Below are 24,965 nucleotides of genomic sequence, written 5' to 3'. Positions count from 1 at the left end.
TCCAATCTTAAAAACCTTGTTGCTCCATTCATGCAATGAATTGGTAACACTTCTTACTCATAACTTAAGTTCTGTATCTGTTTTGTAATTGGTCTTACCAATAATATGTCAAAAGTGGTTTATTATTGTTAACAAGCTGTTTGTATAGGTCCTGTTTTATGATTTAGGTCAATAATTGGCTGGACACTAACACGTTGGATATGTTAATTTCTTCGTCAATTTGAAATTGGTATTACCAATTGCCAGCAAGGCATAAAGAGTAGAAGAATAATAAATTATGGCTTATCAAAGGATTCGTCAGCCGAAACTCTCTGATGTTATTGAACAAGAGTTGGAACGACTGATTATTGAAGGAACTCTGTCCCCGGGACAGCAACTGCCACCAGAACGCGAGTTAGCTAAACAGTTTGAAGTCTCTCGTCCATCGGTTCGTGAAGCTATTCAACGCTTAGAAGCTAAACGTCTACTTACCCGTCGCCAAGGCGGTGGTACGTTCGTCAGTGAGCATATTTGGAAAAGTTTCTCTGATCCTCTGCTAAATTTATTGTCAAATCATTCAGAAACTCAGCTGGACTTACTTGAAGCGCGACATGCATTAGAAGGTATTTCTGCCTATTTTGCGGCTTTACGTGGTACAGCAGAAGATTTTGCTCGTATTCAATCAAGCGTATTGAAAATTAGCGAAGCGCAAGAGAAACACGATTTTGAAGCAGAAGCTTCAACCGTAATGGAGTTTTTGATTGCCATTACCGAAGCGACTCACAATGTGGTCATTCTGCATATCGTTCGTAGTCTTGCGCCTTTGCTTGAGCAAAACATTTTACAGAATTTTAAATTACTCCGTCACCGCCCAGAAGCGGTTGAGAAAGTAAACAAGCACCGAGCTAACATCGTGGATGCGATTGTTTCTGGTGAGCCTGATATGGCGCGCGAGATGTCACATTCTCATTTAGCTTATATTGAAGAAACATTGTTGGAACTGACCCGAGAACAGTCTCGTCGTGAGCGTTCTTTACGTCGTATCCAACAGGGTAATGAGCCGCAGTAAGCGGTTTATTGCGATTATAAATAGAATCCAACCAATAGAAGGATAGATCGCCATGTCCGACATGAAGCATGACGTAGACGCACTGGAAACTCAGGAGTGGTTAGCTGCCCTTGAGTCAGTTGTTCGTGAAGAAGGTGTAGAGCGCGCGCAGTTCATTCTTGAAGAAGTGCTAGAGAAAGCTCGTTTAGATGGTGTTGATATGCCTACTGGCGTTACAACAAATTACATCAACACGATCCCAGCAGCACAAGAGCCAGCATATCCGGGTGACACAACGCTAGAGCGTCGTATTCGCTCTATCATCCGTTGGAACGCAATCATGATCGTTCTACGTGCATCTAAGAAAGATTTAGAGCTAGGCGGCCACATGGCGTCTTTCCAATCTTCGGCTGCATTCTACGAAACCTGTTTCAACCATTTCTTCCGTGCTGCGAACGAGAAAGATGGCGGCGACTTGGTTTACTACCAAGGCCACATTTCTCCAGGGATCTACGCACGTGCATTCGTTGAAGGTCGTCTAACTGCTGAGCAACTAGACAACTTCCGTCAAGAAGTAGACGGTAAAGGTATTCCTTCATACCCACACCCTAAATTGATGCCTGAGTTCTGGCAATTCCCAACGGTTTCTATGGGTCTTGGTCCAATCTCTGCAATCTACCAAGCTCGTTTCCTTAAATACCTAGACGGTCGTGGCCTAAAAGACACTTCTGAGCAACGTGTATACGCGTTCCTAGGTGACGGTGAGATGGATGAGCCAGAATCACGCGGTGCTATCTCTTTCGCTGCTCGTGAAAAACTAGACAACCTATGTTTCCTAATCAACTGTAACCTACAGCGTCTAGACGGCCCTGTTATGGGTAACGGTAAGATCATTCAAGAACTTGAAGGTCTGTTCAAAGGTGCTGGTTGGAACGTAGTGAAAGTTATCTGGGGTAACAACTGGGATTCTCTACTAGCAAAAGACACTAGCGGTAAGCTTCTTCAACTAATGAACGAAACTATCGATGGTGACTACCAAACATTCAAATCTAAAGATGGCGCGTACGTACGTGAGCACTTCTTTGGTAAGTACCCAGAAACTGCAGCTCTAGTTGCAGACATGACTGACGACGAAATCTTCGCACTTAAGCGTGGTGGTCACGAGTCTTCTAAACTGTACGCAGCATTTAAAAATGCACAAGACACTAAAGGTCGTCCAACTGTAATCCTAGCGAAAACAGTTAAAGGTTACGGCATGGGTGAAGCGGCAGAAGGTAAGAACATCGCGCACCAAGTTAAGAAGATGGATATGACTCACGTTCTACACCTACGTGATCGTCTAGGTCTTCAAGACATCCTAACTGACGAAGCAGTGAAAGAACTTCCATACCTAACTCTGGAAGAAGGTTCGAAAGAATACGAATACTTACACGCTCGTCGTAAAGCTCTGAAAGGTTACACGCCTAAGCGTCTGCCTAACTTCACTCAAGAGCTAGTTATTCCACCTGTTGAAGAGTTCCAGCCGCTACTAGAAGAACAGAAGCGTGATATCTCTACAACAATGGCGTTTGTACGTACTCTAAACGTACTGCTTAAAGATAAGAACATTGGTCAAAACATCGTTCCTATCATTGCTGACGAAGCTCGTACATTTGGTATGGAAGGTCTGTTCCGTCAAATCGGTATCTACAACCCGCACGGCCAGAACTACACACCACAAGACCGCGACATCGTTTCTTACTACAAAGAAGCAACGTCTGGTCAGGTACTACAAGAAGGTATCAACGAGCTAGGTGCTATGTCTTCATGGGTTGCAGCTGCAACTTCATATAGCACTAACGATCTACCAATGATCCCGTTCTACATCTATTACTCTATGTTCGGTTTCCAACGTGTTGGTGACATGGCATGGATGGCAGGTGACCAACAAGCTCGTGGTTTCCTACTAGGTGCAACCGCTGGTCGTACAACTCTAAACGGTGAAGGTCTACAACACGAAGACGGTCACTCACACATCATGGCTGGTACTGTACCGAACTGTATCTCTTACGACCCAACATTCGCATACGAAGTTGCGGTAATCATGCAAGACGGTATCCGTCGTATGTATGGTGAGCAAGAGAACGTGTTCTACTACCTAACTCTGATGAACGAAAACTACGCAATGCCAGCAATGCCAGAAGGCGCTGAAGAAGGCATCCGTAAAGGTATCTACAAGCTAGAAACTTACGCTGGTAACAAGGCGAAAGTTCAGCTGATGAGCTCTGGTACTATCATGAACGAAGTACGTAAAGCGGCTCAAATCCTAAGTGATGACTACGGTATTGCTTCTGACGTTTACTCTGTAACGTCTTTCAACGAAGTGACTCGTGATGGTCAAGCGGTAGAGCGTTACAACATGCTTCACCCAGAAGCGGAAGCACAAGTACCTTACATCCAAACGGTAATGGGTACTGAGCCTGCAATCGCTGCGACTGACTACATGAAGAACTATGCTGAGCAAGTACGTGCGTTTATCCCAGCTGAATCATACAAAGTACTGGGTACTGATGGCTTTGGTCGTTCTGACAGCCGTGAGAACCTACGTCGTCACTTCGAAGTGAACGCAGGTTACGTTGTGGTTGCAGCTCTAAGCGAACTAGCGAAACGTGGTGATGTTGAGAAATCTGTGGTTGTTGAAGCAATCAAGAAATTCGACATCGACACTGAAAAAACAAACCCGCTATACGCTTAATTGAAGGTAGGAAAGAATAATGGCAATCGAAATTAATGTACCTGATATCGGTGCGGATGAGGTTGAAGTTACTGAGATTCTTGTAAGCGTTGGCGACAAGGTTGAAGAAGAACAATCTCTTATTACGGTAGAAGGCGACAAAGCTTCTATGGAAGTACCTGCTTCTCAAGCGGGTATCGTAAAAGAAATCAAAGTTGTTGCTGGCGATAAAGTAACAACTGGTTCACTGATCATGATCTTCGAAGAAGCGGGCGCAGCTGCGCCTGCTCCAGCGGCAGAAGCGGCTCCAGTAGCTGCACCTGCAGCTGCGGCAGCAAGTGAACTGAAAGAAGTTTGTGTTCCGGATATCGGTGGCGACGAAGTTGAAGTTACTGAAATCCTAGTTGCTGTTGGCGATTCAATCGCTGAAGAGCAATCTCTACTGACAGTAGAAGGTGACAAAGCTTCAATGGAAGTACCTGCACCATTCGCTGGTACTCTAAAAGAAATCAAAGTTGCAGCTGGCGATAAAGTATCAACTGGCTCACTAGTGATGATCTTCGAAGTTGCAGGTTCAGGCGCAGCAACTCCTGCACCAGTTGCAGCGGCAGCTCCGGCAGCGGCACCAGCAGCATCTGGCGTTAAAGAAGTTAACGTTCCAGATATCGGCGGCGATGAAGTTGAAGTCACTGAAATCATGGTAGCGGTTGGCGATACAGTAACTGAAGAGCAATCTCTGATTACTGTAGAAGGCGACAAAGCTTCTATGGAAGTACCTGCTCCATTTGCTGGTACGGTTAAAGAAATCAAAGTTGCAGCTGGCGATAAAGTATCAACTGGCTCATTGATCATGGTGTTCGAAGTAGCCGGTGCAGCTCCTGCGCCAGCAGCACCAGCTCAAGCAGCGGCTCCTGCGGCAGCTCCAGCTCCTAAAGCTGAAGCAGCAAAACCAGCAGCAGCTCCGGCAGCAACTGAGTTTGAAGAGAACAACGACTACGCTCACGCTTCACCTGTTGTTCGCCGCCTAGCGCGCGAATTCGGTGTAAACCTAGCGAAAGTGAAAGGTTCAGGCCGTAAGAGCCGTATCCTGAAAGAAGACGTACAGAACTACGTGAAAGAAGCGCTCAAGCGTCTTGAATCTGGTGCTGCAGCTTCTGGTAAAGGTGACGGTGCAGCTCTTGGTCTACTTCCTTGGCCGAAAGTTGATTTCAGCAAGTTTGGTGAAACTGAAGTTCAACCTCTATCTCGTATTAAGAAGATTTCTGGTGCGAACCTACACCGTAACTGGGTAATGATCCCTCACGTTACACAGTGGGATAACGCAGACATCACTGAGCTAGAAAACTTCCGTAAAGAGCAAAATGCGATTGAAGCGAAGAAAGACACTGGCATGAAGATCACTCCACTTGTGTTCATCATGAAAGCTGTTGCTAAAGCGCTTGAAGCGTTCCCTGCATTTAACTCTTCTCTTTCTGAAGATGGCGAAAGCTTGATTCTGAAGAAATACGTGAACGTAGGTATCGCGGTTGATACGCCAAACGGTCTAGTTGTTCCAGTATTCAAAGACGTGAACAAGAAAGGCATTTACGAGTTGTCTGAAGAACTAGCAGTAGTGTCTAAGAAAGCTCGTGCAGGTAAGCTGACTGCAGCAGACATGCAAGGCGGCTGTTTCACTATCTCTAGCCTAGGTGGCATTGGTGGTACTGCATTCACGCCAATCGTGAATGCGCCAGAAGTAGGTATCCTTGGTGTATCTAAGTCTGAAATGAAGCCTGTTTGGAACGGTAAAGAGTTCGAAGCTCGCCTACAACTTCCACTATCTCTATCATACGACCACCGTGTGATCGATGGTGCTGAAGGTGCACGCTTCATCACTTACTTGAACAACTGCCTAAGCGACATTCGTCGTCTAGTGCTGTAATCAAAAAGAGACAAGGCGGCAATAGCCGCCTTGATTCAGTATTTATCCAACCGATTTGAAAAAAGGCAGTTTTCTTGAAAATGGAAAATTTTCCTGCATTTGAATTGTTGGCTAGCTCACAGGCTAAATGGATTTACTTTTCACACCATTAACATCTCTGTAAACTGTTGCGGTCTGAAAAATAAACGTATTATACAAAAAGATATCATACCCACTCAGCCTGTTAGGGATATTGACTACAAGAGGTCGAAATGAGCAAAGAAATTAAAGCCCAAGTTGTTGTACTTGGTGCAGGTCCTGCTGGTTACTCCGCTGCATTCCGTTGTGCAGACTTAGGTCTGGAAACTGTACTTGTTGAACGCTACAGCACTCTTGGCGGTGTATGTTTGAACGTGGGTTGTATCCCATCAAAAGCACTGCTACACGTAGCGAAAGTTATCGAAGAAGCAAAAGCACTTGCAGAACACGGTATCGTATTTGGCGAACCTCAAACGGATATCGATAAAATCCGTCTATGGAAAGAAAAAGTAATTAACCAGTTAACTGGCGGTCTTGGCGGAATGGCTAAGATGCGTAAAGTAACGGTTGTTAACGGTTTTGGTAAGTTTACTGGCCCTAACACTATCGAAGTGGAAGGTGAAGACGGTAAAACAACAGTAAACTTCGACAACGCTATTGTTGCTGCAGGTTCTCGCCCAATCAAACTTCCATTTATTCCACATGAAGATCCACGTATTTGGGACTCGACTGATGCTCTTGAGCTGAAAGAAGTACCTGGAAAACTGTTGATCATGGGTGGCGGTATTATCGGCCTAGAAATGGGTACGGTATACCACGCGCTAGGTTCACAAATCGACGTAGTTGAAATGTTCGACCAAGTGATCCCTGCTGCGGATAAAGACATCGTTAAGGTTTACACCAAGCGCATCAAAGACAAGTTCAACCTGATGCTAGAAACCAAAGTAACAGCGGTTGAAGCGAAAGAAGACGGTATCTACGTTTCAATGGAAGGCAAAAAAGCACCAGCGGAAGCTGAGCGTTACGATGCTGTTCTTGTTGCTATCGGTCGTGTACCAAACGGTAAACTTCTTGATGCAGAGAAAGCAGGTCTTGAAGTTGATGAGCGTGGCTTCATCAATGTAGACAAGCAAATGCGTACTAACGTACCTCACATCTTCGCTATCGGTGACATCGTTGGCCAACCAATGCTTGCTCACAAAGGTGTTCATGAAGGTCACGTTGCTGCAGAAGTTATCTCTGGTAAGAAACACTACTTCGATCCTAAAGTTATTCCTTCAATTGCGTACACTGAGCCAGAAGTTGCCTGGGTTGGTAAGACAGAGAAAGAAGCGAAAGCTGAAGGCATCAACTACGAAGTTGCAACATTCCCTTGGGCAGCATCAGGCCGTGCAATTGCGTCTGACTGTTCAGATGGTATGACTAAGCTAATCTTTGATAAAGAGACTCACCGCGTTATTGGTGGTGCTATCGTTGGTACTAACGGTGGCGAACTACTAGGCGAAATCGGTCTTGCTATCGAGATGGGTTGTGATGCTGAAGATATCGCTCTAACTATCCACGCTCACCCAACTCTACACGAGTCTGTTGGTCTAGCGGCTGAAGTGTTTGAAGGTACAATTACTGACCTACCAAACGCAAAAGCTAAGAAGAAATAATTCTTCTTGAGAGACAAAAAACCGCTGAATATTCAGCGGTTTTTTTATATCTAAACGTTAAGTTTGCTATCAACGGCTAGCTATTTATAGATACACAGCATATCCATGTAGGTGTTCGCTAACTGGTTGATGCTCTCTTTGTCTTCCACTCGGTTTGCCTGAACAAACAATGAGTAGCAAAGACCGTGGAACAGCATAGTCAGCTCTTCTGGATCATGCTTATCGCACACTTCACCACGTTCAATCGCTTTGCTGAAGATGTTCTTCACCAGCATTTGATTGGTTCGGTTGGTCGACATAAAGAGTGGCCATACTTCATCACGAGTTGAAGCACTCCATTCAAACCATACTTTTAGCCAGTAGCAATCCTGATAGCTGATTTCCACTAGCTCTTTGGTGATGTTGCTTAGGTTTTCTTTGGCTGGTAAGTCTAAATCAATATTATCGGTTAAGAAGTTAGAGAATTGACGAACCACGTGAGTAAGAACTTCATCCACCAAGTCTTCACGAGTAGGGAAGTAGTTGAATACCGTAGCTACTGAGACTTGAGCGATTTCAGCGATATCAGCATGTCCGCCACGGCCAATGCCGCGTCTGGCGAAAACCTCTAGCGCGATTTCCATTAGTTGAAGTTTACGTTTCTGGGGAGATAGCCGTGTTCTCGGGCGTTTCTCAATAGATGCGTCCATAGTTGTAAGTCCTGCCATTTTTCGTTGTTACGTTGTTAGTTGAGTGTTTTCCACTCTAATGATTATTTTGTTAGTTGCTTAAAGCTCTATGAGTGTACTGGTGCATATATTGAAGGTCAATGTTTGAACTAGGTATTCGCTCCCATTATTAAAAATGAGCTTTATCAACAAGTTCAAATTATATAGATATAGGCTCATCATCTAGGGGGAGAAAAGGTTAACTCTGTCCTCCGGCAGTGTTACTATACGCGCCGAATAAATTCTGCGGCGCGTCTATTATTGAAATGTGCCCCAAGCAAACGAGAATGGTATGAAGCATACAGTTGAAGTAATGATTTCTGAGCAAGACGTTCAGGAACGTATCCGTGAACTAGGTAAGCAAATCTCTCAACACTACCAAGGCAGCGAAGATTTGGTGCTGGTTGGTTTGTTGCGTGGTTCTTTTGTTTTCATGGCTGACTTGGCTCGCTCAATTGAGCTGATTCACCAAGTAGACTTTATGACAGCATCTAGCTACGGCAACTCAATGACGAGTTCTCGCGATGTTCGCATCCTGAAAGATTTAGATGATGACATCAAAGGTAAAGATGTTCTGCTTGTTGAAGACATCATTGATACCGGCAACACTCTAAATAAAGTGAAAGAAATCCTATCTTTACGTGAGCCTAAATCAATTCATATTTGTACTCTGCTTGATAAGCCTTCTCGTCGCGAAGTGAACGTAGAAGTTTCTTGGGTAGGTTTTGAAATTCCTGATGAATTCGTCGTCGGTGTGGGCATCGATTATGCTCAAAAATACCGTCACTTGCCTTATATCGGTAAAGTTGTTCCTCAAGAATAATCGCCTTTGTTGTTAAAAATGAAAAAGCCCACATCAGTGGGCTTTTTGTGTTCTTAGCTTTTAGTAAGCAATTAGCGACAAAGCAGTTGGTGTTCTGGATTAAGGATCTTTTCCATGGCTTTGTTGTAGCTGTTATTAATGGTTTTGCGAGAGTTGCAGCGTACACCCAAGTACTCTAACTTGCCGTCTTCGATACCATAAACCACACCATGGAGTTCAACTTCTTGGCCTCGCTCCCATGCATTTTGCAGTATGGTCGAGTTTGCAAGATTATGAACTTGCTCTGCTACGTTGATTTCCGCCAATTTATCAGAACGATCCGTTTCCGGCATCTGTTCAATGTATTTGCGGTGCTTAAAGTACAAATCACGAATGTGCAGTAGCCAGTTGTTGATCAAGCCCAGTTGCGGGTTGTCGATTGAGGCTGTCACACCACCACATCCATAGTGTCCACAAACAATAATGTGTTTCACTTTAAGCACATCAACTGCATACTGAACAACAGAGAGGCAGTTTAAGTCGGTGTGAATGACTTGGTTGGCAACATTACGATGAACGAACAATTCGCCTGAGTATAGACCAGTTAAACGTTCTGCTGGTACACGGCTGTCTGAACAACCAATCCAAAGGAAATCAGGATTCTGTCCTTCAGCGAGCTTTGTAAAGTACTCTGGGCGATCAGCTTTAATCGACTCTGACCACTTTGAGTTGTTTTCGAATAGTTGTTTAATCTCTGGCATGTTACTTCCTTTAAATTGCTGTTCCAACTATACACAATGTCATTCCTTCTATCTCTGACTATTTCGCCTTGAGATTACTCATCTGAGCAGTGTTGAAAATTATCCATGATTGCTATCAATTAACAACATTCAGTTAGCAAGGATATTTAAATGTACTGTTGTGAAGGTTTATGAAAACTATTTAATGCTTGGGGTTGAAAACAGCCGTTAAAATCGGCACATATACGGTATCTCCAAAAAAAGAGCTCCATTATGTACGCATTAGAAATAGATCAGCTGCGTAAAACCTACGCTGGTGGTTTTGAAGCGCTGAAAGGAATCAGTGTGTCTGTCAAAAAGGGCGACTTCTACGCCTTACTAGGGCCTAACGGTGCAGGTAAATCGACGACTATCGGTATCATTTCTTCACTGGTTAACAAGACGTCAGGCAAGGTGAAGGTGTTTGGTTATGACATCGATACACATCTTGAACAAGCGAAACAACAACTGGGTCTAGTTCCTCAGGAATTTAACTTTAACCAGTTTGAAACCGTAGAGCAGATTGTCATTCAGCAAGCGGGTTTTTATGGTGTCTCCAAAGCGGTAGCCAAAGAGAGAGCAGAGAAGTATCTCACCCAACTGGATTTGTGGGAGAAGCGCAAAGAGCGTGCTCGTAACCTGTCTGGTGGTATGAAGCGCCGTCTGATGATCGCTCGCGCATTAATGCATGAGCCACAACTGCTGATCCTTGATGAACCTACTGCAGGGGTTGATATCGAATTACGTCGCTCTATGTGGGAGTTTTTGAAGAAGATTAATGCGCAGGGTATTACGATTATTCTGACGACTCACTATCTAGAAGAAGCGGAAATGCTGTGTCGTAATATAGGTATCATCAACCGTGGTGAGGTTATCGAAAATACCACCATGAAAGGTTTGTTATCTAAGCTTCATGTTGAAACTTTTGTCTTGGATATCGAAAACGAAAGCCAGTTAACTGAGCTTGATGGTGTCATTTCACAAACCTTGAAAGACGGTTCTCTGGAAATTGAAATCGAAAAAACTGAAGGGCTAAACCACATTTTTAGCCAGCTTACAGAGCAAGGCGTAAGAGTGTTGTCGATGCGTAATAAAGCTAACCGTTTAGAAGAGCTATTTGTTCGAATTGTTCGCGAACAGAGTTAAGGAACCACTATGTATCAAATTTATTGGACAGCTTTTGTTAGCTTGTTAGGTAAAGAAGTCACTCGCTTTACGCGAATTTGGGTGCAAACTCTAGTTCCACCAGTCATTACCATGTGCCTCTATTTCATCATTTTTGGTAACTTGATTGGTTCTCGTATCGGTCAGATGAATGGCTTCAGCTATATGGAGTACATCATTCCCGGCTTGATTATGATGTCGGTGATTACTAACTCCTACTCGAACGTAGCGTCTTCATTTTTTAGTGCCAAGATGCAGAAGAATATTGAAGAGTTGCTTGTGGCACCTGTGCCTAACTACGTCATCATTGCTGGTTATGTCATGGGTGGTGTAACTCGTGGTTTGCTGGTCGGTACGTTGGTAACCTTTGTTTCTTTATTCTTTGTGCATCTGAATGTGGAACACTGGGGGGTGATCTTCCTGACCGTATTTATGACCTCCGTCGTTTTTGCGTTGGGCGGCTTAATCAATGCGGTATTTGCCAAAACGTTTGACGATATTTCAATTGTTCCAACCTTCGTTCTTACTCCGTTGACCTATTTAGGCGGCGTATTTTATTCGATCAGCTTGTTGCCAGAGTTCTGGCAAGGCGTGTCAAAGGTTAACCCAATTGTTTATATGGTGAACGCGTTCCGCTATGGCTTCTTGGGTGTGTCAGATGTGGGTATTGTCACTTCTTTCAGTGTACTGAGTGTGTTTGTTGTCGTGCTTTACTGCGTCGCTCACTACTTGGTCACTAAAGGTAAAGGTCTGCGCAGTTAATCATTGATCTTCGCAATAACTTATTTAGATGCTCGTTTTAGCTCAATAAAAAAGGTCAACGTAAGTTGACCTTTTTCTTTTTAAACCAAAGTATTATGGCATTTAAATATCAGCTTAGCTTTGTTGTTCTGATACGAAATCGACAACTTTATTGTCGATCAGTCTGACTTTACCCAAGAATGCAGACATCAGAATCACGACTTGCTTGGTTTCTTCAGAAACTGGTAGCAAAGTGCGGGAGTCACGAATAAAGATTTGATCCGGTTCTAGTCCTGCCGCACGCAACTGGTCTTGAGCATCGACAACGATAGTATCGTAATCACGACGACCACCACGCAAAGCGCTGCTGATCCAGTGCATAGTACGAGCCAGCACTGGCGCACGTTGACGCTCGTTTAGAGACAGTAAGTTGTTGCGAGAACTCATCGCAAGACCATCCATCTCACGCACAGTAGGCACGCCGACAATCTCGATATCCATGCATAGGTCTGCAACCATTTGGCGAATCACAGCTAGCTGTTGGAAATCTTTTTCGCCAAAGCAGGCTACATCAGGTTTAACGATGTTAAATAGCTTTGTTACCACAGTGGCGACACCACGGAAGTGACCTGGACGCGAAGCGCCCTCAAGCATGGTTGATAAGCCTGGAACTTCAACGGAAGTCTGCTTATCAAGGCCATATGGGTACATGATTTCAGGTGTCGGTGTGAATACAATTTCCACGTTTTCACTGGTCAGTTTGTTATAGTCTTCTTCCAGTGTACGAGGGTAACTATTGAGGTCATCCGCGCGTTCAAACTGCATTGGGTTAACAAAGATACTCACGATAACAACATCGGCTAATTCGCGAGCTTTACGCACGAGAGTCAGGTGACCTTCGTGTAAGTTACCCATAGTTGGAACAAACGCCACTTTTCGACCATCACGCTTATACTGTTGGATCTGCTCGCGAAGAGCTGAGATATCAGCATATGTCTGCATGAACTACTCCTTAGGCAATAGTATGTGCTTCATCAGGGAAGCGTCCGGCTTCTACGTCAGCAATGTAAGCTGCAACAGCTTTATGCATGTCGCCTGTTTCAGCAAGGAAATTCTTTGAGAATTTTGGCATGTAATTGGCTGAAATTCCGAACATATCGTGCATCACAAGTATTTGGCCATCAGTGCTGTTACCCGCACCAATACCGATAACTGGTACATCCAAAATTTGAGTAATGCGCTCTGCCAATCCAGCAGGTACGCATTCAAGAAGAACGATTTGTGCGCCAGCTTCTTGCAGTGCAATAGCGTCTTTCACCATACGGTCTGCTTGTTCTTGGTCACGGCCTTGAACTTTGTAACCACCAAAGATGTTCACTGATTGAGGCGTCAAACCTAGGTGTGCACAAACCGGTACAGCACGTTCAGTAAGCATTTTAACGGTATCGACTAACCAGTCACCGCCTTCGATTTTGACCATGTTCGCGCCAGCGCGCATGATTTTTGCTGCATTTTCACATGCTTGTTCAGGGGTTGCGTAGCTCATGAACGGCATATCCGCCATCAGCAAGCAGTTAGGGCTACCTTTACGTACACAACGCGTGTGGTAAGCGATATCGTCAACGCTGACGGGTAGAGTGTCAGTCTCACCTTGCAGAACCATACCCAGTGAATCGCCCACTAAAAGAACAGGCATCTCTTGGCTTTCAAATAGTTGCGCGAAGCTCGCGTCATAGGCAGTAGAAGTAGCAAATTTACGACCTTCTTTTTTCCACTTCATTAGGTCGTTGATCGTTATTTTTTTCATTGTATGTCCTTACTAAGTCAATTGGTCAGAGCTTGGCTATCGCCAAATGCTCAGCCCATTGAGCGGAACAGATTTAATTAACTCTTGCAGCGAAGTGCCATCAGGAAGTTGCAGCTCAGGTGTGATTTCTGCAAGTGGATAAAGGACAAATTCTCTGACACGCATACCATAGTGAGGTACGGTTAATCGCTCAGAATTGATGGTCTCATTGCCATAAAGCACGATGTCGAGGTCGAGAGTTCTTGGCCCCCAACGCTCATCTTTACGGACTCGTCCTTGTTCCTGTTCAATCGCCTGAGTGCAATCAAGCAGCTCAAGAGGTGTTAATTCTGTCTCAACTGCCACAACAGCGTTGATGTAATCGGGTTGATTTTGCGGACCCATAGGTGTGCTGCTGTACAGTGATGAAGCCGCGATAAAACGCGACTTCGGTAACTTGGTTAGTGCTTCAATAGCATTGTTGGCTTGAGTCACAGGATCGCTGAGATTACTGCCTACTGCGATATACGCTACTGTCATGATGCTGGTTTGCTCTTTTTCTTGCGTGTCGATGGACGACGGCGACGAGTACCAGAAGGTTTAGCAACGCTGTCTAAATCAGCCACCATTGCTTGTCGCATAGTACGACCCGCAGTTTGGAAGGTTTGCCACCAGTCTGCCAGTTGCTTCACTTCACCGTCTTCGACTTCACCGCGCATTTCTAGGAAATCGAAACCAGCTCGGAATTTATTCAGTTCCATCAAACGGAAAGCACGTTTACCGTTACGACGAGGTAGACGTAACTGTAGCTGCCAGATTTCACGCATAGTGGCGGTGTGACGGCGAGGAATCGCAATCGACTTAACCACTTCATCAAGAATCTTGTTGCTTGCTTCCATTACCGCATCGTAGAAGTTGAGGTTATGGCTTTCCATCATCTCTTCTGCGAGTTTAACCATCGGATACCAGAAGATTGCGGCAAACATAAAGGCAGGGTTAATGCGTTTGCCTTCTTCAATACGCAGATCCGTCGAATCAAGCACTAAGTCGAGCATGTGCTCTGCCTGTGATGAATAATCTTCGGTGAAATGACGCGCTATGGTCGGGAACACTTGTTGGAACAGGTTGTACTCACGCATTAAGTGGTACGTTTCCAAACCGTGTCCTGATTGCAGCATTTTCAGCATCTCTTCATAGAGACGAGCGGCAGGAACGTCACGCAATAGCGGCGCCAAATCTTCAATTGGCGCTGCGGTATCTTCTTCAATATCGAAATCCAGTTTTACAGCAAAACGAACCGCGCGAAGCATACGCACAGGATCTTCGCGGTAACGAGTTTCCGGATCACCGATAAGACGAACTAGCCTATCTTCAAGATCTTCCATGCCACCAGCGTAGTCATGGATAGAGTAGTCAGCGATGTTGTAATACATAGCGTTGATAGTGAAGTCACGGCGTTCTGCATCTTCATCAATGGTGCCGTAGACGTTATCACGCAGCAGCATACCAGCTTCTGACTGCACAGCCAGCTGTTTGTTTGTCTCCTGATGATGACCACGGAAAGTGGCAACTTCAATGATGTCACGTCCAAACATGATATGTGCAAGTCGGAAACGGCGACCAATCAAACGACAGTTGCGGAACAACTGACGAATTTCTTCTGGCGTTGCATTGGTAGCGATATCGAAATCTTTTGGTACTTCTTCGAGTAATAAATCTCGAACACCACCACCGACTAGGTAGGCGTCAAAACCCGCACCCTGAAGACGATACAACACCTTTAACGCGTTATCGCTAATCTGCTTACGCGAAATGTTGTGTTCTTGGCGCGTGACGATATTCAAAGCTAAGCTTGGATATATGTGATGTTCGCTTTCTTTTAAGTCGTTGTTATTCATGTATTTTTTACAATGATTGGTGTTGCCTTTTGTGTTGTTCATCTTTTAGATTACAACCCAAACTGGCTGGATTTGCGGCTAATAATAGCTTACAAGGCGTCATTTGAGAATCTTGGTGTGATCTCGATCTGCTGTGGAAGCTGCTCAATATGCCAATTCTTTGTTCCCCAATGGATGATCTCATCAATTCGACCATCAGCGATTTCCTTGGGGAGTTTAAACCCTAAAAACTGCATCGCTTTTATTAGCGTTGGTTTAGGGGTGTTAGGATCGATCGCTGTTGCATGGTTTTGTTTGGATAACTTATTGCCGTTGATGTCCATTGCAAGCGGCAAATGCAGATAGCTTACCGGTGCTTGGTTGAGCGTTTTATACAAGCTGATTTGACGGCCTGTTGGCTCAATCAGATCTGCGCCTCGTACAACCTCTGTGACGCCTTGGTCAATGTCATCAATCACTACTGCTAAGTTATAAGCGTACAAACCATCTCGACGCTTAATAATGAAATCTTCTCTGCTTAGTGCTTCTGGTATTGTCATCTCACCGTGTTTCAGGTCGATGAATGACGCAACCGGATGATCCATGCGTAGTCGCACTGAGCATTCAGAGCGGTTTGTTAACCCTTTACCTCGGCATGTTCCAAGATAGAAGTCACCCGCTGCTTTAATTTGTTTACGCGTGCATTGGCAAAAGTAAGCTTGGCCAGATGCGAGCCATTGCTCGATTTGCTGTTGATATAAATGGTGGCGCTGACTCTGATAAACAACCTCTCCATCCCACTCTAATCCATACGCCTCTATTGCTTTTAATATAAGGCTGGCGGCGCCGGGCATTTCTCTTGGCGGATCGAGGTCTTCAATTCTTACTAACCACTGGCCAAGTTTCGATTTGGCTTGGAAGTAACTGCCTAAAGCGGCGACTAATGAACCAAAGTGTAATGGCCCAGAAGGAGAAGGGGCGAAACGACCAACGTAACTCATAATGCCTATATTTGCTTAACAAAATGGATAGAAGAAGTGTAAGTATCAAACTTTATGCTGTTATTGGCTATCTTTAGTGACATTTGTGAAAAAATAGCAAAACAAAAAGGGAGCAATTGCTCCCTTCGTGACATCTGTTGGGGTTAACCCATCATCTGTTTTTCTTTGATTTCTGCAAGCGTTTTACAGTCGATACAAAGATCAGCAGTAGGACGAGCTTCCAAGCGACGAATGCCGATTTCAACACCACAAGACTCACAGAAGCCGAAGTCATCTTCTTTTAGTTTGTCGAGTGTCTTTTCAATCTTCTTAATCAAACGACGTTCACGGTCACGATTGCGAAGTTCTAGGCTAAACTCTTCTTCTTGAGAAGCACGGTCAACAGGGTCTGGAAAGTTTGCCGCTTCGTCCTGCATATGGTGAACAGTGCGATCAACTTCTTCCCTGAGCTGGTTGCGCCAAGCTTGTAAAATTTTCGTAAAATGAGCCACTTGCTCTGGTGACATGTACTCTTCACCGGCTTTTTCTTGGTATGGCTCAACACCTGCAATGGCTAGGATGCCTAGCGTTTTCTTTTTGGATTCTGGCATACAGCATCTCCTACTAACACCTAGTCAACTGCTATCGCAGTCAATTTAAGGCGGGTATCTATAGCAAAAAGAAGTTACTGAGGCAAACACTGTTTTACAAAGTTATCGTCAATGTGGAGGTTTCATCAATTTTTTGACGATTGATGGGAAAATTCGACTGCCGATACAAGTTGTATTTCATTGTCTGAAAGTTCTGCTTTGTAGCACAGAACTTCCACGCCCGCTTCTTGTGCCATTGTTAACAATTGTGAATAGTTCGCGTCTATATGGCGAGCTGGTGAGACTTTTTCAATCCCCGAATGTAAAACAGTGAACAAAAGTATGGCTCTGCTCCCATTTTGTGCCATTTCCGACAACTCTCGTAAATGTTTTTGCCCACGAGTGGTAACGGCATCGGGGAAATAGCCTTGTCCAACCCTTTGATTCTCTTCCCCTGTCTCGATATTGCGCTCATCCAAAAGAGTCACGCTTTTCACTTCTACATAACAGTTTGGTTTAGATTCGCTACAGAGCAAGATATCAATGCGACTATTTTCAGCACCATATTTAACTTCTGTGCGTAATTGCTCATAACCTTGCAGTTCTTTAATTGTTCCGTTTTGGATTGCTTCGACCGCAAGTTGGTTTGCTCGCGCGGTGTTGATGCAAATTCGATGGCCTTGTGCTGTTTCTGTCAGTTCCCAACTATTAGGATACTTGCGCTTAAGATTATCGGAGGTTGAATACCAAACTTGGTTTCCGGGTTCAGCACACCCCGTCATCGCACCGGTATTGGCACAATGAATAGTGATTTGCTTTCCATCTTTTAACTCAACATCCGCCAGAAATCGTTTGTAGCGTTTAATTAATGTGGCGCGTTCAAGCGCTGGTGTAAATTGCATCGAGATCCCTGTACTGTTTTTATGTACAATGCTTTGGTTGTTAATCTGGGATATTTAAACATAAGGACATTCTCTTGTCACAGCTGCCGATTCTCGCAGTAATACCTGATTTGCTTGCAGGTGTTGAGCATTCTCCCCAACTGATTTTAAAAGCGGCTCCCGGTGCGGGTAAGTCGACTTATTTTCCACTCGCGTTACTCAATTCTGGTTTAGTCGACGGGAAAATTATCATGCTTGAACCCAGACGATTGGCGGCGAGAAATATTGCTCGTTACCTGTCTCAACAACTGGGTGAGTCAGTCGGGAAAACTGTCGGTTATCGGGTGAGAGGAGAAACAAAGGTCAGCAGTGATACCCGCTTGGAAGTGGTGACTGAAGGCATAATGACGCGCATGATTCAAAACGATCCAGAGTTGGATGGCATCGGCGCATTGATCTTTGATGAATTCCACGAGCGGAGCATTCACGCTGATACGGCTTTGGCGCTGAGTTTAGAAGTGCAATCCGTGCTTCGCGACGATCTTAAAATCATCGTGATGTCCGCGACGTTAGATCAAGCGGCTCTGCAACAGTTATTACCTTTAGCGGAATATGTTGAGTCACAAGGTCGCGGTTATCCCATCGATGTTCGTTATCAACCCATCGGCGTTAACGAGCCTTTGGTTCCTGCAATGGCAAAACAAATCAGAACCTTAATGTCTAACGAACAAGGTTCTCTGCTCGCTTTTTTGCCGGGTGCTGCCAGCATCACCGCGTTAGCTGATCAACTCAGTGATCTTCCAAGTGATGTTGATGTTTGCCCGATTTACGGACAGATGAGTTTTGCTGAACAGCAAAAGGCGATCTCAGCTGCACCGCAAGGAAAGCGTAAAGTGGTTCTGGCTACCAACATTGCTGAGACATCACTGACCATTGAAGGTATCCGCATAGTGGTGGATTCTGGTTTGGAACGCGTGGCACGTTTTGATTTGAAAACCGGAATTACCCGCTTAGAACAGGTTAGGATTGCCCAATCGTCCGCTGAGCAGCGCGCTGGTCGTGCAGGTCGACTAGAGGCGGGTATTTGCGTCCGTTTATATAGTGAAGCCCAGTTTAATCAGCAGCCGAAAGTTTCAGCGCCGGAAATTCTGCAAAGTGACCTAGCACCGCTGATGCTGGAACTGGCTCAATGGGGTGTTAAAAACGCCAATGAGCTGCAATGGTTAGATTTACCGCCGGCTTCGGCGATGAATCAGGCTTCATCACTGTTGCAATCTTTAGGGCTGATGGATAAGCAAAATCAGTTAACAGCAATGGGTAAAGAGGCGCATCGCTTGGGTGTTGAACCCCGAATTGCAGCCATGTTGCTAAAAGTGGAAAACGAGAATCCCGCACTTTTCAATAGCGCAGTAGCATTAGCCGCGCTGCTTGAAGAGCCTGAAAGACAGATACTCGATTTGCAACACAGTTTGCATCGCTGGCAACTGGGAAGTCATCCTAAATCTAAACAAATGGCGCAAAGAGCGAACACCTTAGCCAATAAGCTGGATGCCGTTTTTTCTCTTAGTCAGGTAAAGAGTTCATTGTTGCCTCTGGTCGCTTGTTTAGCTTTTCCAGACCGTATTGCTCAGAAGCGAGGTCAGGGATATGGTCAGTTTTTGCTGGCAAACGGACATGGTGCTTTTATCGATGAGTCACAACCTTTGGCGGGATGTGATTATGTGGTCGCCCTTGATCTTATGCGTTCGCTGGGTTCTTCAAACCAAATAAGCCAGTCCAGCCGGATCTTTTGCGCACTGGATCTGGATATCGATGCTTTGGAATCTCAGTTTGGCTTTTTATTTGCCACCAGTGAAAATGTGGATTGGGATGAAAAAGCCGGGAGACTTGTCGCCGAAGAGCGTTGCTGTTTGGGTGACGTCGTTATTCGACGTCGGGCCTTACCTGAACCTGATAAACAAAAAATGACGCAAGCCTTGCTTAATTATGTCGAGCGTAAAGGTCTTTCGGTTTTAAACTGGAGCGAACAAACCGTACAGTGGTTGGAACGAGTGCGCTGTGGCATTGAATGGCTAGATGATGAAGAGTGGCCAGCAATGGATGACGCAAGCTTATTAAGCGATCTAAGAGAGTGGTTAGAGCCTTACTTGATTGGCATTACCTCAGTGAAAGCTTTGCAGAAAGTACCGCTTATTGAAGCACTTAATGCTCGGCTGGGGTGGCCGCTCAATCAGCAGATAGATGAATGGTTGCCGGTTGACCATGTATTGCCAACCGGAACACATAAGAGAATACGTTATCAATGTGGTAAAGAGCCGGTGTTATCGGTTCGAATGCAGGAAGTATTTGGCGAAAAAACGTCACCCGTTATTGCCAAAGGGCGTCAAGCGATCGTGATGGAACTTCTGTCACCAGCGCAAAGACCATTACAGGTGACGCGCGATCTCGCTGGCTTTTGGGCTGGTGCATATAAAGAAGTGCAAAAAGAGATGAAAGGCCGGTACCCGAAACATGTTTGGCCAGATGACCCTGCAAATCACGTTGCAACAACTAAAACAAAACGACAATTGAATTCATGACAAATAAACGCAGTAACCCGAAATCGGAAAGTAAAAGAAAAACGTCGGCTAAACCGTCTTCAAGATCTCGCACTCCGTCAAACAAACCGAACCGCCCTAAGTCTTGGTTAAAGCGGTTGTGGGGGATTGGCTGGAAAGTAGGTGTTGCCGTCATCGCTTTGTTGATCTTTGCCGGTATTTATCTCGACAGCGTGATTAAGCACCGCTTTGAAGGGCAGCTATTTGATTTGCCTACGGTTGTTTACGCCAGAATTCTGGAGATTGCACCCGGAGACAATTTAAGTATTAAAGAGCTTCGTAATGAGCTTGATGTACTGAACTACAGAAAAGTCGCTAACCCAAGATATGCTGGCGAGTATTCCGCGTCTTCAACACGTATTGAAATGATTCGTCGTCCGTTTGAGTTCTCTGACGGACCAGAGCCAGATCGTCACGTTATGATCAATTTCGATGAAAACGGTGTACAGCGTATCCAGTCATTGGAGCAAAAGGGCGATCTTGGCTATCTGCGCTTAGAACCAAAGATGCTTGGGATGCTTGAGAAAGATGTTCAAGAACAGCGTCTGTTTTTACGTCGCGAGCAGTTCCCAGAAGTGATGATCGATGCACTGTTGATTACCGAAGATAGACACTTCTATCAACACGATGGCGTCTCTCCATTGGCTATTGCGCGAGCGATGATGGTAAACCTCAAAGCGGGTCGTACAGTACAAGGTGGCAGTACTCTGACTCAGCAGTTAGCCAAAAATATCTTCTTGTCCAGCGACAGAACCTTGTGGCGTAAGCTGCGTGAAGCGTACATGGCGCTGATCATTGATTACCGTTACAGCAAAGACCGCATTCTGGAAGCGTATCTGAACGAAGTGTATTTAGGTCAGAATGGTAAAGAAGGCGTGCATGGTTTTGGTCTGGCGTCTCGCCTTTATTTTGGGCAGCCGCTACAAGAACTGCGCATTGATCAACTGGCACTGCTGGTGGGTATGGTTAAAGGTCCTTCCTATTACAACCCAATGCGTTATCCAGAAAGAGCAAAAGAGCGTCGAGACTTGGTTCTGCGTCTGATGATGGATCAAGACATCCTAACCGCTAAGCAGTACGAGCAAGCGGTGACACGTCCGTTAGATGTGCAAAAAGTGGCGCGCATTGCCAGCCGTCAGCCTGCCTATTTCCAGCAGCTTTCTATTGAACTGAATGAAAAACTGGGACGTGATTTTAAATCAGATTCAGGATTGCGTGTTTTCACTTCTCTTGACCCTGTATCGCAAGCCAAACTGGAACAAGCGATCGCGAATAAAGTTCCAGAGTTAGAAAAAACGGCAGGCAAAGATTTGGAAGCCGCAGCGATTGCCGTTGACCGTCATAGTGGTGAAATTCGCGCAATGGTGGGCGGTAAACGAGCGGGCTATGAAGGGTTCAACCGTGCGCTTAATGCGCGAAGACCGATTGGATCTCTGGTGAAACCAGCGGTTTATCTCACCGCATTGGCTCAACCTGAAAAATACAACTTAGCGACTACCTTAGTGGATAAACCAATCTCATTAAAAGGCAGTGAAGGCAGCGTCTGGAGCCCAAGAAACTTTGACCGCCAATACAGAGGTGATGTGCCTTTATATATGGCTCTGGCTAAATCTTTGAACGTGCCAACGGTGCAATTGGGGATGTCTCTGGGTATCGATAAGGTTTCAGATACCTTGCAGCAACTGGGCGTCGATAAAAGTGAAATTCGCCCTGTGCCATCGATGTTACTTGGTTCATTCTCGCTCTCACCTTATCAGGTGGCACAGATGTATCAGACGTTAACCAACTCTGGCAAAAGAGCACCGATGTCTGCGCTACGTTCGGTATTGGATTTAGAAGGCAATGTGCTATACCAGTCGATTCCTAAAGTGTATCAAGCTGTCGATCAACAAGCGGCTTGGCTCACCACATACGCCATGAAACGTGGGGTGTTAGAAGGAACAGGACGTTACCTGCAAAACCAGTTCGCTTGGGCTGCGCTTGCAGGAAAAACAGGTACCAGTAATGACAGCCGAGATAGCTGGTTCGTGGGTGTTGATGGTCGAGAAGTAACGACAATCTGGCTCGGACGAGATGACAACAAACCCACAGCTTTAACTGGCTCAAGTGGTGCTCTGCGTGTTTATGCTCAATATCTGCAGTATCGGATTCCAGAGAAACTGATCCTGCCATGGCCGAATGGTGTCACCACGGTGGGTTTTTCGAACAAGAGCAGCGGTGCTCTAGCTCTGGACTGTGGCAACGACTTTAAACTTCCGGTATGGGATCCTAATGGCGACTGGAAAAAGCAGTGTGAAAATCGCCCTGTGGAATGGATAAAAAAACTCTTCCAGTGGTAGAGACCGAAGTTTATAGTATTTTGAATTTTAAGGGATTGAGGGCGTAGTGTGACTTATAAGTTACTCTGTTTTATCTGCTTGGCTAATGTGGTGGCTACGTTTAGCGTTTTCGCTAACGCCGCAAATCCACAAACGGAATCTATTCAAATAGAACAGCCCCAAACCAAGCGTCCTAAGATTGCGTTGGTGCTCGCAGGCGGTGGCGCTAAAGGCGCGGCACATATTGGTGTGCTAAAGGCGCTGGAAGAAATGCACATTCCTGTCGATATTGTGACTGGCACCAGTATGGGGGCTTATGTTGGTGGTTTGTATGCCACGGGTATGAGCGCCTCTGAAATAGAAAGCCTGATTTATAGCGTTGACTGGAACAGTGGTTATCGCGATCGCGTAAGTCGTAGTCAACGTCTTGTGCGCGATAAAGAGTACGAAGACCGTTATCAACTGACAACGGATTTGGGTATCCACTGGTGGGAAGTGCGCGCTCCTAAAGGTGTGGTTCAAGGGCAGAATATGTTACGCATTCTGCGAGTGACCACTGGGAACTTATCTCCGTTTGAATCTTTCAATCAGCTTGCCATTCCTTATCGCGCGGTAGCAACGGATATTGTTGAACTTCAACCTGTGGTGCTCGATAAAGGCTATCTGGTTGACGCCATGATGGCGAGTATGTCCGTTCCCGGCGCACTACCTCCTTATGAAGTTGATGGTCATTTGCTGGTGGACGGTGGCGTCACCAACAATATGCCGGTTGATGTTGCCAGAGAAATGGGCGCGGACATTGTCATCGCGGTAGATATCAGTACCGACTACAAAGCTCAGGAAGACTTTACCAACTTCTTAACCATGGCTGATCAACTGTCAAACTATCTTGTTCGCCGCAGCACTCAAGACCAAGCTGATATGTTGACGGACGACGATGTTTTTCTGAAGCCTCAAGTGGGGCAGATGGAGACCACTGAATTTGATCGTATGCCAGATGCTTTTGAAAAGGGCTATCAGGCAGCCATGGAAAATCAGCAGGCGTTATCTCATTTGTCACTGAGTAGTGCTGAGTATCAGAAATACATTGATGAAAAAGAAGAAAGAAGACGTGAACTGAAACATGGTGATGAAGTTGTTGTCGACAAAGTCATTCTTCATAACAACACTCATTACAGCGATTTGTTACTGCAAAACCTTTTGGATCTTGAAGAAGGTAAAGCATTGACGACCGAAGAAATTGAAGCGCGCGTTGAAAATCTTTATGCATTAGATAGATTTGAACTGGTCAGTTACAAATATCAAGAAAATGAGGGTGATGAAGAGCTGGTCGTCGATGTGAGAGAAAAATCGTGGGGGCCAAACTATGCCAATTTCCGCTTTTTCTTAGAAGACGACTTTACCACTGACAGCCAATATTCGATTGGTATCTCGACTAACTTTACTGATCTGAACTCTAGTGGTGCAGGAGTGATGATTAATTTGGATGGTGGTACGGATAAACGTCTTGAAGCTGAATTTTATTCTCCTTTATTCTCCACTCAAAAAGCATTTACTACTCTGTTAGGTCGCTACACGAACGACAAGCGAAATGTTCCGGTTAGCGGATTTGATGATACCAATTTAGAAGCGAGTAAAAATTATGTACCTGTCTCTTATTTGGAGTGGGTAGCAGAAGCGGCGGTCGGGTATCAGACGGCATTGTGGAATGAAGCGAAAATCGGTATTCGTTACACAGATGGTAGTGCGGAATTGTCAAATTTACCTGATGTTGGTGATGTCTCTTTTAAACGCCAAGGGCTATTTGCTAGTTATCGGGTCGACACCTTAGACAGTTTCAGTTTGCCGACTCAAGGTATTTATTTTGACTTGGAATTTCTCATTTCTCATGATGATTCCTACTCTAATTCGTCTGTGTTGGAAGAAGATGGCGAAGATACTGTGTATGAAATGTCGTCTAAATTCGTCGCCGCAGAGAGCTATAAACGCCATACTTTGGTCGGAAATGCAGAATACGGAATTGTAAAAAGTAAGAACTCTTCCACACCAATTGATCCTAAAACTATTGGTGGATTCTTGAATTTATCCGGCATACCACGTAACAGTTTGATTGGACAAAACAAAGCGTATACTAGCCTGATTTACCGTTATCGCTGGTTTGACAACGATTTCGGACTCTTCACGTCACCGGTATATCTTGGGGCGTCGATAGAGTACGGAGGCGTTTGGTCTGACCCTGATTTACGTCTACATTCGGCCCCTTTGTATGGTGCAGCGTCTGTGTTTGCAGGGGTTGATTCACCAATAGGGCCAATTATGTTCGGTTATGGACGTACAGAGCGCAATTTTGATTCTTTATATTTGATTCTGGGAACAACATTTAAGTAATGCAGAGCAAAGTTTAAT

19 protein-coding genes are annotated in these 24,965 nt (G+C 45.1%); 10 read left to right on the top strand and 9 right to left on the bottom strand.

Features of this window, described 5'->3' with window-relative positions; genetic code table 11:
* The first annotated feature begins 277 nt into the window (after positions 1 to 277).
* From pdhR to lpdA, 4 genes are all read left to right on the top strand, one after another.
* A complete protein-coding gene (pdhR, locus tag L3V23_RS13310; protein ID WP_042484520.1) occupies positions 278 to 1,048 on the top strand; it encodes a pyruvate dehydrogenase complex transcriptional repressor PdhR in 771 nt (256 codons plus the stop codon).
* A gap of 52 nt (positions 1,049 to 1,100) precedes the next feature.
* The gene (gene aceE, locus L3V23_RS13305; RefSeq protein WP_042484519.1) at positions 1,101 to 3,761 is read left to right on the top strand and encodes a pyruvate dehydrogenase (acetyl-transferring), homodimeric type; all 2,661 of its coding nucleotides are present in this window, start codon (positions 1,101 to 1,103) and stop codon (positions 3,759 to 3,761) included.
* Between the two features lie 19 nt (positions 3,762 to 3,780).
* Positions 3,781 to 5,661 carry a pyruvate dehydrogenase complex dihydrolipoyllysine-residue acetyltransferase gene (gene aceF, locus L3V23_RS13300; RefSeq protein ID WP_102966201.1) on the top strand — a complete coding sequence of 627 codons (1,881 nt, stop codon included), beginning with the start codon at positions 3,781 to 3,783 and terminating at the stop codon, positions 5,659 to 5,661.
* Between the two features lie 251 nt (positions 5,662 to 5,912).
* Positions 5,913 to 7,337 (top strand): dihydrolipoyl dehydrogenase, encoded by a 1,425-nt coding sequence (lpdA, locus tag L3V23_RS13295; protein WP_042484515.1) that lies wholly within the window; start codon positions 5,913 to 5,915, stop codon positions 7,335 to 7,337.
* An 80-nt stretch (positions 7,338 to 7,417) separates the two neighbouring features.
* Here the strand turns inward: lpdA and L3V23_RS13290 are convergent, their stop codons facing one another.
* Positions 7,418 to 8,026 (bottom strand): LuxR/HapR/OpaR family quorum-sensing transcriptional regulator, encoded by a 609-nt coding sequence (locus L3V23_RS13290; RefSeq protein ID WP_102954093.1) that lies wholly within the window; start codon positions 8,024 to 8,026, stop codon positions 7,418 to 7,420.
* Positions 8,027 to 8,336: 310 nt separating this feature from the next.
* On the opposite strand from L3V23_RS13290, the gene hpt reads away from it, so the two are divergent.
* Entirely contained in the window at positions 8,337 to 8,867 is a 531-nt protein-coding gene (gene hpt, locus L3V23_RS13285; protein WP_042484511.1) for a hypoxanthine phosphoribosyltransferase, read from the top strand.
* A 71-nt stretch (positions 8,868 to 8,938) separates the two neighbouring features.
* Here hpt and can read toward each other — a convergent pair whose 3' ends face one another.
* Positions 8,939 to 9,607, bottom strand: a complete 669-nt coding sequence (gene can, locus L3V23_RS13280) for a carbonate dehydratase (protein WP_102954094.1) — start codon at positions 9,605 to 9,607, stop codon at positions 8,939 to 8,941.
* Positions 9,608 to 9,859: 252 nt separating this feature from the next.
* On the opposite strand from can, the gene L3V23_RS13275 reads away from it, so the two are divergent.
* Positions 9,860 to 10,771, top strand: coding sequence for an ABC transporter ATP-binding protein (locus L3V23_RS13275; RefSeq protein ID WP_042484507.1), 912 nt, complete (start codon positions 9,860 to 9,862; stop codon positions 10,769 to 10,771).
* Between the two features lie 9 nt (positions 10,772 to 10,780).
* A complete protein-coding gene (locus L3V23_RS13270) occupies positions 10,781 to 11,551 on the top strand; it encodes an ABC transporter permease (protein WP_102966202.1) in 771 nt (256 codons plus the stop codon).
* Between the two features lie 114 nt (positions 11,552 to 11,665).
* On the opposite strand, the gene panC is transcribed toward L3V23_RS13270, so the two are convergent.
* The 7 genes from panC to sfsA form a co-directional block, all read right to left on the bottom strand.
* On the bottom strand, positions 11,666 to 12,532 hold the full coding sequence (panC, locus tag L3V23_RS13265) for a pantoate--beta-alanine ligase (RefSeq protein WP_102966203.1): 867 nt from the start codon (positions 12,530 to 12,532) through the stop codon (positions 11,666 to 11,668).
* A gap of 10 nt (positions 12,533 to 12,542) precedes the next feature.
* The gene (gene panB / locus L3V23_RS13260; RefSeq protein WP_042484499.1) at positions 12,543 to 13,337 is read right to left on the bottom strand and encodes a 3-methyl-2-oxobutanoate hydroxymethyltransferase; all 795 of its coding nucleotides are present in this window, start codon (positions 13,335 to 13,337) and stop codon (positions 12,543 to 12,545) included.
* Positions 13,338 to 13,373: 36 nt separating this feature from the next.
* Positions 13,374 to 13,856 (bottom strand): 2-amino-4-hydroxy-6-hydroxymethyldihydropteridine diphosphokinase, encoded by a 483-nt coding sequence (folK, locus tag L3V23_RS13255; protein WP_102966204.1) that lies wholly within the window; start codon positions 13,854 to 13,856, stop codon positions 13,374 to 13,376.
* A complete protein-coding gene (gene pcnB / locus L3V23_RS13250) occupies positions 13,853 to 15,214 on the bottom strand; it encodes a polynucleotide adenylyltransferase PcnB (RefSeq protein ID WP_102966205.1) in 1,362 nt (453 codons plus the stop codon). Before pcnB ends, folK begins: the two co-directional genes overlap by 4 nt.
* Before the next feature lie 89 nt (positions 15,215 to 15,303).
* Positions 15,304 to 16,194, bottom strand: a complete 891-nt coding sequence (gluQRS, locus tag L3V23_RS13245; protein WP_102966206.1) for a tRNA glutamyl-Q(34) synthetase GluQRS — start codon at positions 16,192 to 16,194, stop codon at positions 15,304 to 15,306.
* 143 nt (positions 16,195 to 16,337) lie between these two features.
* Positions 16,338 to 16,784 (bottom strand): RNA polymerase-binding protein DksA, encoded by a 447-nt coding sequence (dksA, locus tag L3V23_RS13240; RefSeq protein WP_042484487.1) that lies wholly within the window; start codon positions 16,782 to 16,784, stop codon positions 16,338 to 16,340.
* A gap of 125 nt (positions 16,785 to 16,909) precedes the next feature.
* Positions 16,910 to 17,665 carry a DNA/RNA nuclease SfsA gene (gene sfsA / locus L3V23_RS13235; protein WP_042484484.1) on the bottom strand — a complete coding sequence of 252 codons (756 nt, stop codon included), beginning with the start codon at positions 17,663 to 17,665 and terminating at the stop codon, positions 16,910 to 16,912.
* Positions 17,666 to 17,739: 74 nt separating this feature from the next.
* On the opposite strand from sfsA, the gene hrpB reads away from it, so the two are divergent.
* From hrpB to L3V23_RS13220, 3 genes are all read left to right on the top strand, one after another.
* Positions 17,740 to 20,223, top strand: a complete 2,484-nt coding sequence (hrpB, locus tag L3V23_RS13230) for an ATP-dependent helicase HrpB (protein ID WP_102966207.1) — start codon at positions 17,740 to 17,742, stop codon at positions 20,221 to 20,223.
* A complete protein-coding gene (gene mrcB / locus L3V23_RS13225) occupies positions 20,220 to 22,580 on the top strand; it encodes a penicillin-binding protein 1B (protein WP_102966208.1) in 2,361 nt (786 codons plus the stop codon). The genes hrpB and mrcB overlap by 4 nt, the downstream gene beginning before the upstream one ends.
* A gap of 141 nt (positions 22,581 to 22,721) precedes the next feature.
* The gene (locus L3V23_RS13220) at positions 22,722 to 24,947 is read left to right on the top strand and encodes a patatin-like phospholipase family protein (RefSeq protein ID WP_237292418.1); all 2,226 of its coding nucleotides are present in this window, start codon (positions 22,722 to 22,724) and stop codon (positions 24,945 to 24,947) included.
* The last annotated feature ends 18 nt before the right edge of the window (positions 24,948 to 24,965 follow it).

It is taken from the genome of Vibrio sp. A1-b2 (assembly GCF_021726015.1).
GTDB lineage: Bacteria > Pseudomonadota > Gammaproteobacteria > Enterobacterales > Vibrionaceae > Vibrio > Vibrio diazotrophicus.
Note: the sequence above shows the minus strand (reverse complement) of the source record. Positions and strands in the feature narration are given on the sequence as shown.